Origin of the sequence: Novacetimonas cocois, assembly GCF_003311635.1 — a bacterium.
In the GTDB taxonomy this organism is placed as follows: Bacteria; Pseudomonadota; Alphaproteobacteria; order Acetobacterales; family Acetobacteraceae; genus Novacetimonas; species Novacetimonas cocois.
In genome coordinates, this window is record NZ_QEXL01000001.1 from 224,898 (window position 1) to 240,237 (window position 15,340).

Annotated in this window: 16 protein-coding genes; 8 read left to right on the forward strand and 8 right to left on the reverse strand. The window is 63.4% G+C overall.

The window, feature by feature from the left end:
* Positions 1-2,415, reverse strand: coding sequence for a heavy metal translocating P-type ATPase (locus NJLHNGOC_RS01035; protein WP_113594695.1), 2,415 nt, complete (start codon positions 2,413-2,415; stop codon positions 1-3).
* Positions 2,416-2,550: 135 nt separating this feature from the next.
* Positions 2,551-4,095 carry a hopanoid C-3 methylase HpnR gene (hpnR, locus tag NJLHNGOC_RS01040; protein WP_113594696.1) on the reverse strand — a complete coding sequence of 515 codons (1,545 nt, stop codon included), beginning with the start codon at positions 4,093-4,095 and terminating at the stop codon, positions 2,551-2,553.
* A 364-nt stretch (positions 4,096-4,459) separates the two neighbouring features.
* On the opposite strand from hpnR, the gene NJLHNGOC_RS01045 reads away from it, so the two are divergent.
* Entirely contained in the window at positions 4,460-4,768 is a 309-nt protein-coding gene (locus tag NJLHNGOC_RS01045) for a hypothetical protein (protein WP_110525951.1), read from the forward strand.
* Between the two features lie 35 nt (positions 4,769-4,803).
* On the opposite strand, the gene NJLHNGOC_RS01050 is transcribed toward NJLHNGOC_RS01045, so the two are convergent.
* Complete coding sequence (locus tag NJLHNGOC_RS01050; RefSeq protein WP_113594805.1) at positions 4,804-5,364, reverse strand: HNH endonuclease; 561 nt, start codon at positions 5,362-5,364, stop codon at positions 4,804-4,806.
* Between the two features lie 221 nt (positions 5,365-5,585).
* On the opposite strand from NJLHNGOC_RS01050, the gene gluQRS reads away from it, so the two are divergent.
* The 3 genes from gluQRS (at position 5,586) to NJLHNGOC_RS01065 (ending at position 9,059) form a co-directional block, all read left to right on the forward strand.
* Positions 5,586-6,449: a tRNA glutamyl-Q(34) synthetase GluQRS gene (gene gluQRS, locus NJLHNGOC_RS01055; RefSeq protein WP_113594697.1), complete on the forward strand. Its 864-nt coding sequence runs from the start codon at positions 5,586-5,588 to the stop codon at positions 6,447-6,449.
* A gap of 154 nt (positions 6,450-6,603) precedes the next feature.
* The gene (locus NJLHNGOC_RS01060; RefSeq protein ID WP_113594806.1) at positions 6,604-7,809 is read left to right on the forward strand and encodes a pyridoxal phosphate-dependent aminotransferase; all 1,206 of its coding nucleotides are present in this window, start codon (positions 6,604-6,606) and stop codon (positions 7,807-7,809) included.
* A gap of 17 nt (positions 7,810-7,826) precedes the next feature.
* Entirely contained in the window at positions 7,827-9,059 is a 1,233-nt protein-coding gene (locus NJLHNGOC_RS01065) for a pyridoxal phosphate-dependent aminotransferase (protein WP_408890374.1), read from the forward strand.
* On the opposite strand, the gene NJLHNGOC_RS01070 is transcribed toward NJLHNGOC_RS01065, so the two are convergent.
* Both NJLHNGOC_RS01070 and NJLHNGOC_RS01075 read right to left on the reverse strand, forming a co-directional pair.
* Positions 9,051-9,533: a hypothetical protein gene (locus NJLHNGOC_RS01070; protein WP_113594698.1), complete on the reverse strand. Its 483-nt coding sequence runs from the start codon at positions 9,531-9,533 to the stop codon at positions 9,051-9,053. The genes NJLHNGOC_RS01065 and NJLHNGOC_RS01070 overlap by 9 nt on opposite strands.
* A 109-nt stretch (positions 9,534-9,642) precedes the next feature.
* Positions 9,643-10,326: a hypothetical protein gene (locus NJLHNGOC_RS01075; protein WP_113594699.1), complete on the reverse strand. Its 684-nt coding sequence runs from the start codon at positions 10,324-10,326 to the stop codon at positions 9,643-9,645.
* A gap of 492 nt (positions 10,327-10,818) precedes the next feature.
* Between NJLHNGOC_RS01075 and NJLHNGOC_RS01080 the strand changes: the two genes are divergently transcribed.
* Entirely contained in the window at positions 10,819-11,400 is a 582-nt protein-coding gene (locus NJLHNGOC_RS01080; RefSeq protein WP_113594700.1) for a gluconokinase, read from the forward strand.
* Here NJLHNGOC_RS01080 and NJLHNGOC_RS01085 read toward each other — a convergent pair whose 3' ends face one another.
* Positions 11,401-11,985, reverse strand: coding sequence for a cob(I)yrinic acid a,c-diamide adenosyltransferase (locus NJLHNGOC_RS01085; RefSeq protein ID WP_113594701.1), 585 nt, complete (start codon positions 11,983-11,985; stop codon positions 11,401-11,403).
* Positions 11,986-12,093: 108 nt separating this feature from the next.
* Positions 12,094-12,645 carry a DUF4142 domain-containing protein gene (locus tag NJLHNGOC_RS01090; RefSeq protein WP_113594702.1) on the reverse strand — a complete coding sequence of 184 codons (552 nt, stop codon included), beginning with the start codon at positions 12,643-12,645 and terminating at the stop codon, positions 12,094-12,096.
* A gap of 383 nt (positions 12,646-13,028) precedes the next feature.
* On the opposite strand from NJLHNGOC_RS01090, the gene NJLHNGOC_RS01095 reads away from it, so the two are divergent.
* Together NJLHNGOC_RS01095 and NJLHNGOC_RS01100 are read left to right on the forward strand one after the other, a co-directional pair.
* Positions 13,029-13,406, forward strand: coding sequence for a DUF423 domain-containing protein (locus NJLHNGOC_RS01095; RefSeq protein WP_113594808.1), 378 nt, complete (start codon positions 13,029-13,031; stop codon positions 13,404-13,406).
* A 56-nt stretch (positions 13,407-13,462) separates the two neighbouring features.
* Positions 13,463-14,392 (forward strand): SAM-dependent methyltransferase, encoded by a 930-nt coding sequence (locus NJLHNGOC_RS01100; protein ID WP_206059683.1) that lies wholly within the window; start codon positions 13,463-13,465, stop codon positions 14,390-14,392.
* Between the two features lie 16 nt (positions 14,393-14,408).
* On the opposite strand, the gene NJLHNGOC_RS01105 is transcribed toward NJLHNGOC_RS01100, so the two are convergent.
* On the reverse strand, positions 14,409-14,726 hold the full coding sequence (locus NJLHNGOC_RS01105; RefSeq protein ID WP_113594704.1) for a hypothetical protein: 318 nt from the start codon (positions 14,724-14,726) through the stop codon (positions 14,409-14,411).
* 73 nt (positions 14,727-14,799) lie between these two features.
* Between NJLHNGOC_RS01105 and NJLHNGOC_RS01110 the strand changes: the two genes are divergently transcribed.
* Complete coding sequence (locus NJLHNGOC_RS01110) at positions 14,800-15,339, forward strand: thioredoxin family protein (RefSeq protein ID WP_113594705.1); 540 nt, start codon at positions 14,800-14,802, stop codon at positions 15,337-15,339.
* The last annotated feature ends 1 nt before the right edge of the window (position 15,340 follow it).

Genomic DNA, 15,340 nt, shown 5'->3' on the forward strand with positions numbered 1-15,340 from the left:
TTACGTCCTCGTGGGCGATGTCGTGGTGTGCCATCGGTTCAGAAGCAGCGAACTGGTGACCACCGATACGGAACTCATGGCCATGGCAGCCCCGGCGATGGCCGGGTCCAGCATGCCGAAAGCCGCAAGCGGGATGCCTATTATATTATAGATGAAGGCGAAGAACAGGTTCTGCCTGACCTTGCGCAACGTCGCGCGTGAAAGGGAAATCGCATCGAGAATCCCGCTGAGGCTGTCGCGCATCAGGATGACGCCGGCGGACTGGACCGCGATATCCGAACCATGACCCATGGCGAATCCGATATCCGCCATCGCCAAGGCCGGGGCATCGTTGATCCCGTCGCCCACCATTCCCACGACATGGCCCTGTGCCCGCAGCTTTTCAATCTCCGCCGCCTTGTCCTGCGGCAGGACGCCCGCGATGAAGCGGTCCATGTCCAGCTCGCGGGCGATTTCCGCCGCCGCCTGTGGGTTGTCGCCCGTCAGCATCAGGGTCGCGATGCCGTCCTGACGCAGGGCACGGACGCATGCGGCGGCCTCCGGCCTGAGACTGTCGCTCAGGGCGATATAGCCGATGACGCCGTGTTCGTCGGCCACGCCGATGACGGTCCTGCCCTGCTGCTCCAGCCTGGTGACGGTATCGGGCTGTCCCGCATATCCGCTTTCGCTCAGGAAATGCGGCGCACCCAGCATAAGGCGCGTTCCCTGTGGGGTCATGCCCCTGACCCCGCGACCCGGCAGGGCGGTCACGTCCCGCACCGCGACGGGCGCGATATTCATCTGCCGGGCGCGCGAGACGATGGCACGCGCCAGCGGGTGACCCGAATCCTGCTCCAGCGCATAAGCCGTGGCCAGCAGGCTTTCCCTGTCATGCCCCGGCAACGGCACAATTTCGCAGACTTCCGGTTTTCCCTGCGTCAGGGTGCCTGTCTTGTCCATGACCAGCAGGTTGATGGTATGGGCGTGTTCCAGCGTGTCCGCATCGCGAAACAGCAGTCCCGCGTGGGCGCCGCGCCCCGTCGCCACCATGATGGCCGTTGGCACCGCCAGCCCCAGCGAGCAGGGACAGGCCACCACCAGAACGGCAATCGTGCCCGTCAGCGCCGTGCCGGCATGGCCGTATGCCATCCATCCGACAAGGAATGTCAGCAACGCGATCGCCAGCACGCCCGGTACGAAAACGGCGGAAATCCTGTCCACCAGCTGCTGCACCGGATCATGCGATCCCTGCGCGCGCTGGACCATGCGCACGATCTGCGACAGGGTGCTGTTGGCGCCGACCTGTTCGGCCCGGACGCGCAGGACGCCGTTCTGGTTGATCGTCGCGCCAATGACCCTGTCATTGACCGTGCGTGCGACGGGGACGCTTTCGCCTGTCATGGCGGACTGGTCCACATCGGACTGTCCCGCGATGACGACGCCGTCGACGGGTATGCTTTCACCCGGCCGGACGCTGACGATGTCGCCCACCCGCAGGGAGGCCACCGGCATGTCGATGGTCTGTCCATCACGTTCGACATGCGCGATGCGCGGCTGCAGGCGCAGCAGGCCCGCGATGCCCGCGCGCGTACGGTCGCGCGCCCGCGCTTCGAGCAGGCGTCCCAGAAGCACCAGCGTAATGACGACCGCGCCGGATTCGAAATAGACATGCCCGCGAAGCGAGAACAGCCAGACGACCGTGCTCGACAGCCATGCCACCGTGGTGCCCAGTACGACCAGAACGTCCATGTTGGCCCCGCCACCGCGCAGGGCTTTCCACGCCTGCCGATAGAACGGCCATCCGCACCCGAACTGCACCAGCGTTGCCAGCAGGCATTGCACAGGCAGCGGCAGCATGAAATCCATCCTGCCGGACACCATGTCGATCATGCCCAGCAGCAGGGGAAGGGTCAGCACGGCGGAAAGGGCGAACCGCCATTTCTGCTGGCGCAGCGCCGCGGCATGGGCCCTGTCCTGCGCATCGGCACCGTCGGCCGCCGTGGCGGGATCCTCCAGCGGGGCGGCATCGAACCCACCCTTGCGCACCTGCGCGATCATGGCGGGCAGATCCGTAAGGCCGGGGACATAGGCGACGTCCGCCTGTTCGGTCGCGAAATTGACGCGCGCGGTGACGCCGGGCAACCGGTTGAGAAGCTTTTCGATACGGCTGGCGCACGCGGCGCAGCTCATGCCTGTCAGCCGCAGGGAAAGGGTGCGGGTCGGGACATCGAATCCCGCCTTGCGCACCGCCTCGAACACCGGCGCAAGCGCGGGCGGCGTCTGTGCAAAGCTGACAGTGGCCTGTGATGTGGCGAAATTGACGCTGGGCGTAGCACCGGGCACGCGCCGGATGACTTTTTCAAGCCGGCTGGCGCATGCGGCGCAGCTCATGCCCTCTATCGGGAAAGTAACGGCCGTTTCCGGTGCCGTGGCCATGGCTTTGTTCCTGCACTGTCACGCCCAGCGGAAACTGGCTGTTGACCGGCGCGTGACACAGATGTTGGAACGGGCGCGATCCGATGCAACCCGTCCGCCTTTCCTGTCACGCCGCCGTCATGGCCCGTCGTGGCGTCAGTCCACAGTGCTCATGCGGGTTTCGTCAACGAACTTTTCCGTGGCGTCATCCAGCTTGCGCGACTTGCGTCCGGCCGGGCCATGGACATACAGCGTCTTGCGGTCGATCTTCTGGTCGGTGCCTTCGGGCTTCAGCGGCATTTCATAAACCGGCTTGCGCGCATGGTCGGCCATCTGGAGGTCGGGATTGAAGACCGAATTGAACTTCCAGATCATGGTCAGGAAGTTGGTCTGTCCCCGCAGCGCAAGGCGCAGCGCGATGCCCAGCGTATCCTTGATCGCGGCCCAGCCCAGATGCTTGTTGTTCAGCACCTGCTGCGTCTTCACCAGTTCTTCATAGAACTCGCGCAGGGGGAGGGTGGTCGGCATGACCGCGTGCTGGATGTCGAACAGGCGGTAGTCGCGGGTCGTCAGCTTGCGCGACTCGCTTTCCCAGATTTCGGTGCCCGGATACGGCGTGGTGACCGACAGGTTGACGATGTCCGGGATTTCCAGGCACCACTGGCGGATGACCTCGAAACGTTCGCGATCCCATGACGGATCGGCGATCAGGTTGATCGCGACGATCAGGTCGAGCGAACGGGCATAGTCCAGCGCCTCGAAATTGCGGTCCATCGACACGCGCTTGCGGAAGCGCTTCAGCCCTTCGGCATCCACGGCCTCAAGCCCGATGAAGATGTAGCTGAGGCCGATTTCCTTCCATTCGCGAAAGACGTCCTTGTTGCGCAGCAGCACGTCGGCGCGCGTTTCAAGGTAATATTCCTTCTTAATGCCACGGCGGCGGACTTCGGCCGCGATGGCCATGCCGTGTTCGGCATGGACGAAGGCCACGTCATCGACGATGAAGATGCCCGGTTCCTTGATTTCCTGCAGTTCCTGGCCGATCACCTCCGGGCTGGCGGTGCGGTAGGAGCGGCCATAGAACGTCCATGCGCTGCAGAACGTGCAGTCCCACGGGCAGCCACGCGCGAATTCGATGGAGGCCGCGGGGTCAAGGGTTCCGATGAAATACTTGCGGCGATGGTGCAGAAGGTCGCGCGCGGGGCGGACGCCATCCAGGTTTTCGACGAAGATGGGGGGCGGCCCGTCGCCTTCCATCGTCACGACGCCCGGCACGCCCAGCAGGTCCTCGCCCTTTTCCCATGCATCCAGCAGAAGGCCCACGGTGGCGTCGCCTTCGCCCTTCAGCACGCAGTTGATCGCCCCGTCCGACAGCGCGAGCACGTCGCGGGCGATGAACGAGATCGAATGCCCGCCGATGAACAGGAAAACATTGGGCAGGCGCTTGCGCGTTTCCTTGCACAGGTCAATGATTTCCGGAACGTTCGCCAGATAGTTGCCGGAGAAGCAGATGGCGTGGGGACGGAAGCGGTCGATGCGTTCCCAGTAATCCGCGTGCTTTTCCACCTGCAGGTCAATGAGTTCGACCTCGTGCCCCTTGTCGCGGGCCGCGCCTGCGACAAGTTCCAGGCCCAGAGGTTCCAGTCGCAAAAACACCTTGGTGTACATCAGCGAACTTGGATGAACGGCCAGTAATCTCATTATTTCACCTCGGGCATGGGTGGGGGCAGGGCATGTGCGGACGTCGACATACGCAATATGGGGAAGAATTTATAGACTTCCCTCGTTGATATTTGACGCTTTTATAAATCGCACCCAATTATGAAAGAAACCGGATAAGAACACGCAGGGTGACAATATACGTTCATAATGTCACCCGGTTCACGGTTATATCACCTATGCGCTCAGGCGATACCGCAGCCACTCCGGTCCGGAATGCGGCCTGCGCGGGGTTTATGGTCCAACCCATGCGAAAAACGAAGGGCTGGGCTGGGTCTGGCTGGGGCCGGCCCTATCGCCGGATGCGCTTTCATGCCACACTTTGGCGTTAACCTCCGGGGGCGAGATGAAGCGCAAGACACTGCGAAAAGTGACGGGTCCACTGATGCTGCTGACGTGCGGCGTGATGACGCTGGGTGGATGTTCCGCCGAAATCGGGCGCATGCCGTATGAAAGCGATGTCCGCTGCCTGCGCAAGGAACTCGGCACGCAGATGCACCTCAGCTTTCCACTTGCGGCGAATACTTGCCAGCGCATGACCGATCATAACTTTGCGATCGGGTCAAAGAACCCCCAGCCCATCCCGCTCAACCTGCACAACGCGCCGGATCTGCAAAAGATGGCGGACGAATACGGATATAGTTACACCCGCTGATCCCCGACCACCCCGACGGGGCATGTGCCGGGGGATCAGTTTTCCAGTTCGCTGTCCCAGTAGAGGTAGTCGCGCCAGCTTTCATGCAGGTAATTGGGCGGGAAGGAACGCCCATTTTCCTGCAGCTGCCAGCTGCTGGGCTGCTGCGGCGTGCGGGAGGGATACATACGCAGTTCGTGCGGCATGTAGGATCCCTTCATCAGGTTGCACGGGCTGCAGGCCGTGACCACGTTCTGCCACGTGGTGCGTCCGCCCTTGGACCGGGGGATGACATGATCGAACGTCAGGTCCTGCGTCGGCAGGCGCGTATTGCAGTACTGACAGGAAAAATTGTCGCGCAGGAATACATTGAAACGCGTGAATGCCGGCCGTCGCGCGGTGGGGATATAGTCCTTCAGCGCGATGACACTGGGCAGGCGGACCTCGTGTGACGGGGAATGTACGATTTCGTCATATTCGCTCAGGACCGAAACGCGATCCAGCCAGACGGCCTTGATGGCATCCTGCCAGGACCACAGCGAAAGCGGGAAATAGGACAGGGGTCGGAAATCGGCATTCAGGACGAGGGCCGGGAAATGTTGACTGTCAGAAAGCACGGGCGCATCCTTGATGTGATGCCGCCACACAAGTCTTCAGGCGTCCTTTACTTTGAACCGAACGCCGATCATGTGCGCCGTCATGAAGTAACTCCCGTAAATCTATTACAGACCTGTCCGGATGTGGCAAGGGATGGCGGCGGCGAATGTTGGCCCGCCATGTCCCGCCAGTCGGGGGGCGTGATGTGTTCTTTTGCTACCTGTCTGTTATCGCGTGAAAAATGCCTGACATAACCCGTTTCGCCCCCAGCCCCACCGGCGGGCTGCATCTGGGGCATGTGGCCTCGGCCCTGTCGGGATGGCGCCCGGCAAACGAGTCGGGAGGCCGCTTCCTGCTGCGGATCGAGGATATCGATCCCGGACGGTGCCGCGCGGCATTCGCGCACGAACTGATGTCCGACCTCCACTGGCTCGGCCTGCGCTGGCCCGCGCCGGTCCGGTGGCAGTCGCGGCATCTGGGGGAATATGCGCGGGTGCTGGCGCAGCTTGGCGAACGGGGGCTGGTCTATCCCTGTTTCTGCACCCGTCGCGACATCGCTGATGAAATTGCGGCCTCCGCCCATGCGCCGCATCACGCGCCGGATGGAAGCGTGATCTATCCGGGTACGTGCCGCGGCCTGCCGGCGCGGCAGCGTGACGCGCTGCTGGCGGCGGGAACGCCCCATGCCCTGCGGCTTGATATGGAGCGTGCCCTGTCCGTGCCGGGCGCGCGCGACCTGACATGGCATGAAAGGGGACAGGGACGGCAGCAATGCCGCCCGGAACTGTTCGGCGACGTGGTGCTGGCGCGCAAGGACGTGCTGGCGTCCTATCACCTGTGCGTGACGCATGACGACGCGTTACAGGGGATCACGCTGGTCACGCGGGGGGAGGACCTGCGTCCCGCGACTTCCCTGCATCGCCTGTTGCAGCACCTGATGGGATGGGCGGAACCGCAATACGCGCATCACCCGCTGTTATGCGACGCATCGGGCCGCAGGCTGGCCAAGCGCGACCGCGCGATGACCATCGCCGCCATGCGTGAACAGGGGATGAGCCCGCATGACGTGCGCGCCGCCGCCGGATATCCCGGCCCGCTGGCGTGACGGGACGCGGGGCCGGCGGTGTCCGGTGATGGCGGCGGTCAAACATGCCTCATGCTGCATTTGTGCTGTTTTCACGGCGCCGGGTTCGCACTAGGGTTCACGCCCGGACGTTCCAGCAGGGAACGGTAACTTCATGCCAATGGATTTCGGTCTCATGGATCTCATCGCCGCCCGTCTTGACAGGATCAGCCCCAGCCAGACGATTGCCATTTCCACCAAGGCGCGTGAACTGAAAGCAGCGGGCAGGGATATCATCAGCCTTTCGGCAGGCGAACCCGATTTCGACACGCCCGCCAACATCAAGCAGGCGGCCATCCGCGCCATCGAACAGGGACAGACGAAATACACCGACGTGGCCGGCACGCCCGCGCTGCGCCGGGCGGTGGCCGAACGGTTCCGCCTTGATTCCGGGCTGGATTACACGTCCGATGAAATCATCGTCTCCTCCGGGGGGAAGCAGGTCATCTACAACGCGATGGTCGCGACCATAAACCCCGGGGACGAGGCGATCATTCCCGCGCCCTGCTGGGTTTCGTATCCCGATATCGTCGCCCTGGCCGAAGGGACGCCCGTTGTCGTGCCGTGCATGGCCGAACACGGCTTCAAGATGCGTCCCGCCGACCTGGAGGCCGCGATCACGCCGCGCACCAAATGGCTGCTGCTCAATTCGCCCAACAACCCGACCGGGGCGGCCTACAGTGCCGCGGAACTGCGCGGGCTGTGCGATGTGCTGCTGCGTCATCCCGATGTGTGGATCCTGACCGACGATATCTATGACAAGCTGGTGTATGACGGGTTCAGGCCCGCCACCATCGTGCAGGTCGAACCCCGCCTGCGCGATCGCACGATCACCATGAATGGCGTGTCCAAGGCCTATGCCATGACCGGCTGGCGCATCGGTTTCGCCGGCGCGCCGGTGGAACTGATCCGCGCCATGAACAAGCTGCAGGGACAGTCTACCTCCGGTCCGTCCTCCATCAGCCAGGCGGCGGCGCTGGAAGCACTGAGCGGCCCGCAGGATTTCATCGCCGAAATGGTCGCCACCTATCAGCAGCGGCGCGATCTCGTGGTCAGCATGCTCAACCAGGCATCCGGCCTGCACTGCCCAACGCCGGAGGGCGCGTTCTATGTCTTCCCCTCGCTGCGGGGCTGCCTGGGCAGGACCAGCGCGGGCGGCGCGCGCATCGACAGCGACCGGGATTTCGTGACCGCCCTTCTGGATGAGGAAGGGGTGGCGGCCGTCCACGGCAGCGCCTTCATGTTCGCCGGGCATTTCCGCATTTCCTATGCCACCGATACCGAAAGCCTGAAGGAGGCCTGCCTGCGCATCCAGCGTTTCTGTGGCGGCCTGCGGCGCTGAGAAGGGGACGGACGATCATGGCAACAGGCAATGATGATGCTGCCGCTGACGGGTTCCTGTCGGGATGCATGGCGCGGCTGGAGGTCCCGGCCACCATCGCCATGGCCCAGCGGGCGCGTGCGCTGCGCGGACGGGGGGAAGAGGTACTGTCCCTTGCGCTGGGGGAGCCGGATTTCCCGACGCCCGCCGGGGTGATCGAGGCCGCCCATCGCGCGGCCCTTGACGGGCAGACGAAATATCCGCCCGTGGAGGGAACGCCCGCGCTCAAGGCCGCCATCATCAGGAAATTCGCGCGTGAAAATGGCCTGACCTACGAACCGTCGGAAATAATGGTTTCCAACGGGGGCAAGCAGGTCATCTTCAACGCGTTCATGGCGACCCTCAATCCGGGGGACGAGGTGATTGTCCCCTCTCCCTACTGGGTCAGCTATCCGCTGATCATCAGCCTGTTCGGTGGCGTGCCGGTTTTTGTCGACTGTCCGGAGGATACGGGCTTCCGCCTTGGCGCGGCGGCGCTGGAGGCCGCGATCACGCCGCGCACCAAATGGCTCGTGCTCAACTTTCCCAACAATCCGACGGGGGCGACGACCACCCGCGCCGACCTTGAGGCGATCGCGGAAGTCCTGCGCCGCCATCCGCAGGTCCATGTCCTGTCGGATGAGATTTATGAACACCTCGTCTATGACGGGAAGACGCACGTTTCCATCGCGCAGGTCGCGCCGGACCTGAAGCCGCGTGTCCTGACGCTCAATGGCGTGTCCAAGGCCTATGCCATGACCGGCTGGCGCGTGGGGTATGTCGGCGGTCCCGCCTGGCTGATCCGCGCGATGGGCAGCATACAGGGCAGTTCCACCTCAGGCATCTGCAGCATCAGTCAGGCGGCATCCGTCGCGGCCCTTGACGGACCGCCGGGCGTGGTGGAGGTGATGCGCGAAACCTATGACCGCCGCCGCAGGATGGTCGTGGCCGCGCTGCGCCAGATCCCGCAGCTGACCTGCGCAATGCCCCAGGGGGCGTTCTATGTCTATCCGGGGATTGCGGCATGCATCGGGCGGACCAGCGCGGGCGGCCGTCGCCTGAACACGGACGAGGATTTCGCCATCGCCCTGCTGGAGGAACAGCATGTCGCGGTCGTCCACGGCAGCGCCTTTGGCAAGGGGCCGTATATACGGCTGTCCTATGCGACCTCGGATGACATCCTGCGCGATGCCTGTGGTCGCATCGCGCGCTTCGTCGCCGGCCTAACCTGACGTCTGTCCGTCGGTTGCTGGCGGGGAAAGCGCGAATATTCCTTCTGTCAGGACGGCCGGCAGAAGGAACGCCGCCACGGGAAAACCGCACAGCCCCATGGCCACGCCGGTTGCGATCATGGCGGTGACGTAGGCCAGTCGTCCGCCCACCCGTTCCGCCATGACGAAGGCAAAGGCCCCGCCAATGCCGATGACAGCACCCGCGGCCGTGCGCAGCGGGTGCTGTCCGGCGCCATGACCCATGCTGTCTATGATCTGGCTAAGCGCGGATGACTGGTCCACTGACGTGCCGCTCATGCCGAACATCAGCGAAAAGGGTAAAATCAGTACGCTCAGTACGTCACGCAGCAGGCTGACAAGGCCGCTGACAAGGGGGATGAGCAACAGTATGGCCACGGATGAACTGGTGCTCAGCGCCACGATCACCAGTCCGATCCGTCGCTGCTGTCCGGGTGTTATCGGATGATCCTGCATCCGTCGTGCCTCCATGCCGATACCAGTGCGGCAAGCGTGTTCTATGGTGGCGGGCGCAGATGATCAGGGCCCCGCATGTCCGGAAATAACGTTCCGGCTGATGGCAGGTTTATTTCTTGCGGATCCACCATTTTACTGGCTCTTCTTCTTCCTCCTCGACTGTATCGACGACAGGTGTCGCGACACGCCGGGGTGCCTGTGCTGTCACGCGCGCGCGGCGGGCAGAGGCATTTTCTTCCTTCAGCTGTTCGATCTGCGCCTGTGCCGCGTACAGTTCTGTCTTGAGGCCAAGTATTTCCTCGTCCTTGCGCGCGATCGTGTTCTTGGCTTCGCCCAGCATGATTTCCGCATGACCGATCCGGGTTTCCAGTCCCCGGATGTTACCCAGTGCTTCGTGCCGCTGGCGTTCGGCGGTTTCGCGCAGTTTCTGTTCGATCTGGATCCGGTTGCGCAGCTGTTCCGTTTCGCCGCTGCTTTCGGTCTGTACATGAAGTGTGCGTGTGGTCGTGGGCCGCGTCGACGTATTGTGATGTTCCACGCGCACCTCGCCATCCTGCACGAACTTGCGACGGCGCGCCCCGGCTTCGGGCAGTCGCGGCTGCCGCTTGGGCTGCTGCTGGCGTCGGGGCTGTTCAGAGGTGGACGGACGCGCGGGCGCCTTGCCCTGCTGCGGCCCCTTGCCCAGACGTTCAAGCGCCTGACGCAGGGCCATTTCATTGACTTCGTCGCGGTGAGGGGAGGCATCCTGATCTTCTTCACCGGGGAAGGACAGGAATTCATTATATGATGACACGGTCAGACTCTTTGATAGATACAAAGCCGAGGATCTGGGGAAAGGAATACCAATGCGTGAAATAGGAAATTATTCCTAATTTCGATATTCCAAGATTTCACACCTGAAGATGACTTCCCGACTATGTAACCTTTATTCACATGGGAATGCAAGCATCCATCCCGATATTGATGGATCTTCATGTTTTGCATGAAATTGAAGTATTGTTTGTGATTACATTTCGCAATTCTGGAACAGGAATTATTTTGTGGAGCATGGGTGCGGTAGTTTTGTAATCCATCAAGTATAGGCACATATGTTTCGATATGGATATGTCATGCGTCCATCACATGGTCTTGTGGTAAGGGTTTTTCTGTCAGGCCAGTATTGAACCTTCCTGCAAGAAAGCGATAGCATCGCAACCCGATCCGCCCATAAGCATGCTGGCGGGCCATGACCCGATGGAAACCGGGTCCAAGAATGAACGGAACAATGCCGGGGGCAGGGTGTGTGATGTCGGAAAATACGTCCATCACGGAGCAGGGACTGGCGCGCCCGTCGCCCATGCTGGAAAAAAACGGAAGTCCCTGCGTGCTGGTGGTCATGGGGGTGTCGGGCTGCGGTAAGTCCACCTTTGCCCAGATGCTGGCGGAGCGTCTGGGATGCCCCGTGGTCGAAGGCGATGACCTTCATCCGCCCGCCAATATCGCCAAGATGGCGTCGGGAACGCCGCTTACGGATGCGGACCGGCAGCCGTGGCTGGAACAGATCGGCGAACAGGTCAGGCAATGGGTCGCCGCGCAGCAGAAGGGCGTGCTGACCTGTTCATCGCTGAAACGGAAATACCGCACGGTCATTTCAAACGGGCATGAACGGGTCTGTTTCGTCTATCTGAAGGGCAGCCGTGACGGCGTAAAGGCGCGTCTGCTGGAACGCAGTGGCCATTTCATGCCGCCCAGCATGCTGGACAGTCAGTTCGCCACGCTCGAAGAGCCGCTGGAGGATGAAATCGTCCTCGAACTCGACGCCAGCGCCACGCGTGAGGAACTGCTGGAAGCCGCCTGCGCGGCCCTGCGGGGTCTGGAAGAAGCCTGATCAGTCGCAGAAACTGTCGGGCAGCCAGGAAATATCATCGCGTCCGTCGGCATTCAGGTGCCGTCCCAGCACGAAGAAATAATCCGACAGCCGGTTCAGGCAGGCAAGGATCGTGCCATCCAGTGGCGCTGCGCGATGCAGGCTGACCATGCGTCGTTCAGCGCGGCGGATGACGGTGCGGGCCAGATGCGCCTGCGCCGCCGCAGGCGTTCCCCCCGGCAGGACGAAACTGGTCAGCGGGGCCTGCGCCGCGCGCAGGCGTTCGATTTCACGTTCCAGGACATACATCGCGGCAGGGCCGGCCGTGAATGCCTCCGGCCCCTTGTCCGGCTGGCAGACGATACCCCCGATATCGAACAGCAGCGACTGGATGCGGCGCAGGAACGCCACTTCCTGCGGCTGGGGCGCATCCTGTGTCAGGGGCGTGCAGGCTGCGCGCAGCACCCCGATGACGGCATTGGCCTCATCCAGCGTGCCCAGCGCCTCGATCCGCAGGTCGTCCTTTTCAACACGTGCGCCATTGCCCAGTGATGTCCGTCCCCTGTCCCCGCCACGGGTTACAACCCGGTCGATCCGAATGGTCATCAGTTTTCTATCCGCGCGTCATGGGTCAGCTGGAAATGGGGCAGGGGAACGGGTTGGCGACAGCCTGCCCCGGCGCATTGCGCAGGGGACAGGAAACGCCAGCGCCGGTCAGTGGGTCGCGGTCGGCTTTTTCGCACCCAGCTTGAGCGCTGCGTTCAGGTGCGCCTGCGTCGCGTCCGCCGTGGCGGAGGCATAGGCCTTCAGGTCGGGATCGGACGCGGACTCCGCCTCGTTCTGGAACATGGCGAGCGCGTCGCTGTGGGCCTGCGCCTCGATATCGAGGTAGTCGCGGTCGAACTTGTGACCCTTTTCGGTCTTCAGCCGGTCGATGATCTGCTGTTCATCGGTGCTCATGTCCTTGTTCAGTTCAAGACCATGCTGCAGGGCCATGGCGGACAGCTTGTTCTGGTTTTCGGTATGTTGCTTGACCAGGTCGGCGGCCATGTCCTTTACCTTGCCGCGCTTCGCCTGGGTCGTGGCGAGCTGCGAAATCTCGATTTCGAACGTGTTCACCTCGGTGGCGTTCTCGGCAAAGGTCGTGTCCGAATCAGTGAAAGGCGGCGGTGCCGGGGGGGCTGCGGTTTTCGGGGCACGTGCAAAGGAAGTGACAGGCAGCACTGCGACCGAAGCGCAGAGAAACCAGGCAGCGTATTTTTTCATGTATCAGTTTCCTAATGAGAAATATTCGGACGACCCGCTGAACGTGTGGGAAAGTCTAGCAGTTTTGCCCCTGCCGACAAACCCGCATTAAAGGTTTTATCGGTATTTTCGTCATCTTCGCGATCATGGCAGACCCGGGCGCGGGGAAAGCGTGCGGGGCCGGCGGCCCGCGCCGGGCGGGACATACATGGCGGGATGAACGGGATGGACAGGCCGGCGCGTGGACGCGACGATGCCCGCGCCTGCGACGGTCCCATGCAGGCGCGACATGGAACATGGCGTCGTGACCTGTATGGGCCATGCGTGGTTTATGGGTTACATGATCGCGCGATACGCGGATCCTTTCCTCCGTGCCCCCTGTATTCCCTGTCGTGGATGCCCCGATGCCGACTGTCATTCGCTTTTTACTGTCCCTTGCCGCCTTTGCCGCGCTGACTGGTGTGATCGCGGGCGCGTTTGTCGCGCATCTGCCGGACCATTTCTTTGGCGCGGGCGGGCGGGACATGGCGCGACAGGCCATACAGATGGAAATGTGGCACGCCCTGGCGCTGCTGGCGATCGGGGTCATCATGATGCAGGTCGGCTGCCGGTGGCTGGTGTCGCTGGCGGGATGCACCATGGCGGCGGGGATGTGCATATTCTGCGGGGCGGTCTATTTCACGGCCTTTACCGGGGTGCATCTGGGCGCGGTGGCGCCCACCGGCGGCAGCCTGCTGATGCTGTCGTGGCTGCTGCTGGCGGTCGGGATCATCCGTTCATGACCGGCGGTGAAGGCGCCCCACGCATGCCCGCAACGTCCGGCGCGGTGGCAGGGGACATGCCGGTTGCTGCGGCGTACCTTGCCGCGCCGGGGTTCGAGGCGCCGCTGGAACACGAACTGCATCGGCAGGGCGTGGATGTCGTCTGGCACGGTCGCCTTGCGCTGACGTCCGCACCGCCGGTGCGCAGCGCCTGGGCGCTGGAGACATGGACCGCGCCACGGATATGCGACGTGCCCTCCATCAAGGGGGCGGCGCGTGACCTGCGCGCGATACAGCGCAACTGGGCCGGGTATGCGCCGGACCTGCATCGCCGCTCCGCGCTGATTGCGCAGAACCTGCCCCCGCTGAGCGCACGGCCGCTGGTTTTTCCCTCCCTCCCGCCGCAGGGGCATCTCGGGGCATGGACGCTGCTGTCCGCCGACAGGATGCTGCTGTCGCCGCGCAAGACCTCGCCCTTCGTCAATGGGGAGGTCCATTTCGTGGAGGACCGGCAGGGGCCGCCATCGCGCGCCTATCTCAAGCTGTGGGAGGCCTTCACGCGTCTGGGGCGCTGGCCCGGGAAGGGGGAGACGTGCCTTGATCTTGGCGCTTCGCCGGGGGGATGGACGTGGGTGGCCGCGCGGTGCGGGGCGGAGGTGATCGCGGTGGATCGCGCCGATCTCGACCCGCGCGTCGCGGCGATGCCGGGGGTGAGCACACGTCGCGAAAGCGCCTTCGGCCTTGATCCCGCGACGCTTCCGCCCGTGGACTGGCTGCTGTCGGACATCATCGCCTATCCCGCGCGCCTGCTGGGGCTGGCGCGGCGCTGGATCGAAAGCGGCCGGGCCGCGCGGATGGTCCTGACCATAAAGTTCCAGGGCGAAACCGACCATGACACGGCGGAGCAGTTCGCGGCCCTGCCGGGCGGCACGGTGCGGCATCTGTGGAACAACAAGCACGAACTGACATTCTTCTGGACGCGCGAAGGCACGCCGCAGGTCACATAGGCGCCGCGCGGGCGGATCAGGACGGGGGGGCGCGACGACGGCGCCAACGTTCGATCAGGTATTCGCCCGCATGGACGATCCCGATGGCGATCACGCAGCAGACAAGGGCGACGGCCATGATGATGGTGCGTTCGCGATCGGTCTCGTCCGCCGCGCCCGTCAGGCGATAGACCATCAGCCACATGTCCGATCCTGCGATGCGGTCGACAAGGGCCGCGACCGTGGCGCTGTAGCGCAGGCTGGCCATCAGCAGGACCGTCAGCACCAGAACACAGCCTGTTTTCAGCAATGTGCGCGTCAGGGGAACACCGGAAGTTGCGTCGTCATTCTTCATGCGGCTAGGCTACCTTGCTTTCGGGACCCCAGGGTGGGCAACCGGGAAAATGGCAGGATGGGGACAGGCTGGCATGAATAATCCGTCGGGACGTGTGTCACGCGCCATCAGGCATACGGGCCTGCTGGCGGGCGCGGCGGTGGCAATGGTGTCATGGGTCACGCATCTGGCCCGGGCGGATACCCCGCCGCAGGTGGGCGACCTCAGGCCCACAGTCCCGGCGCAGCCTTACGGACCGGCCGCCGGGGCGCAGGACCAGATATCAAAGGCCTTTGAGGAGGCGCGGGCCACAGGGCGCAAGGTGCTGCTGGACTTTGGCGGGAACTGGTGTCCCGACTGCCGGATCCTGTCGGGCCTGATGGAGGATCCCGCCGTCGCCCCGTGGATCGCGCGGCATTTCGTGGTGGCGATGATCAATGTCGAACGCATGAATACCAATCTGGAGTTCCTGACGCAACGCGGCCTTCACATAGAGGCGGTGCCCACGGTCCTGATCCTGACGGCGCAGGGAAAACTGCTCAATGCCGACGGACTGACGGCGCTGGGGGATGCGCGTTCCATGTCCTCGCAGGCGGTAATCGACCTGCTGGCCAGCTGGGACGCGCGCACCTGAC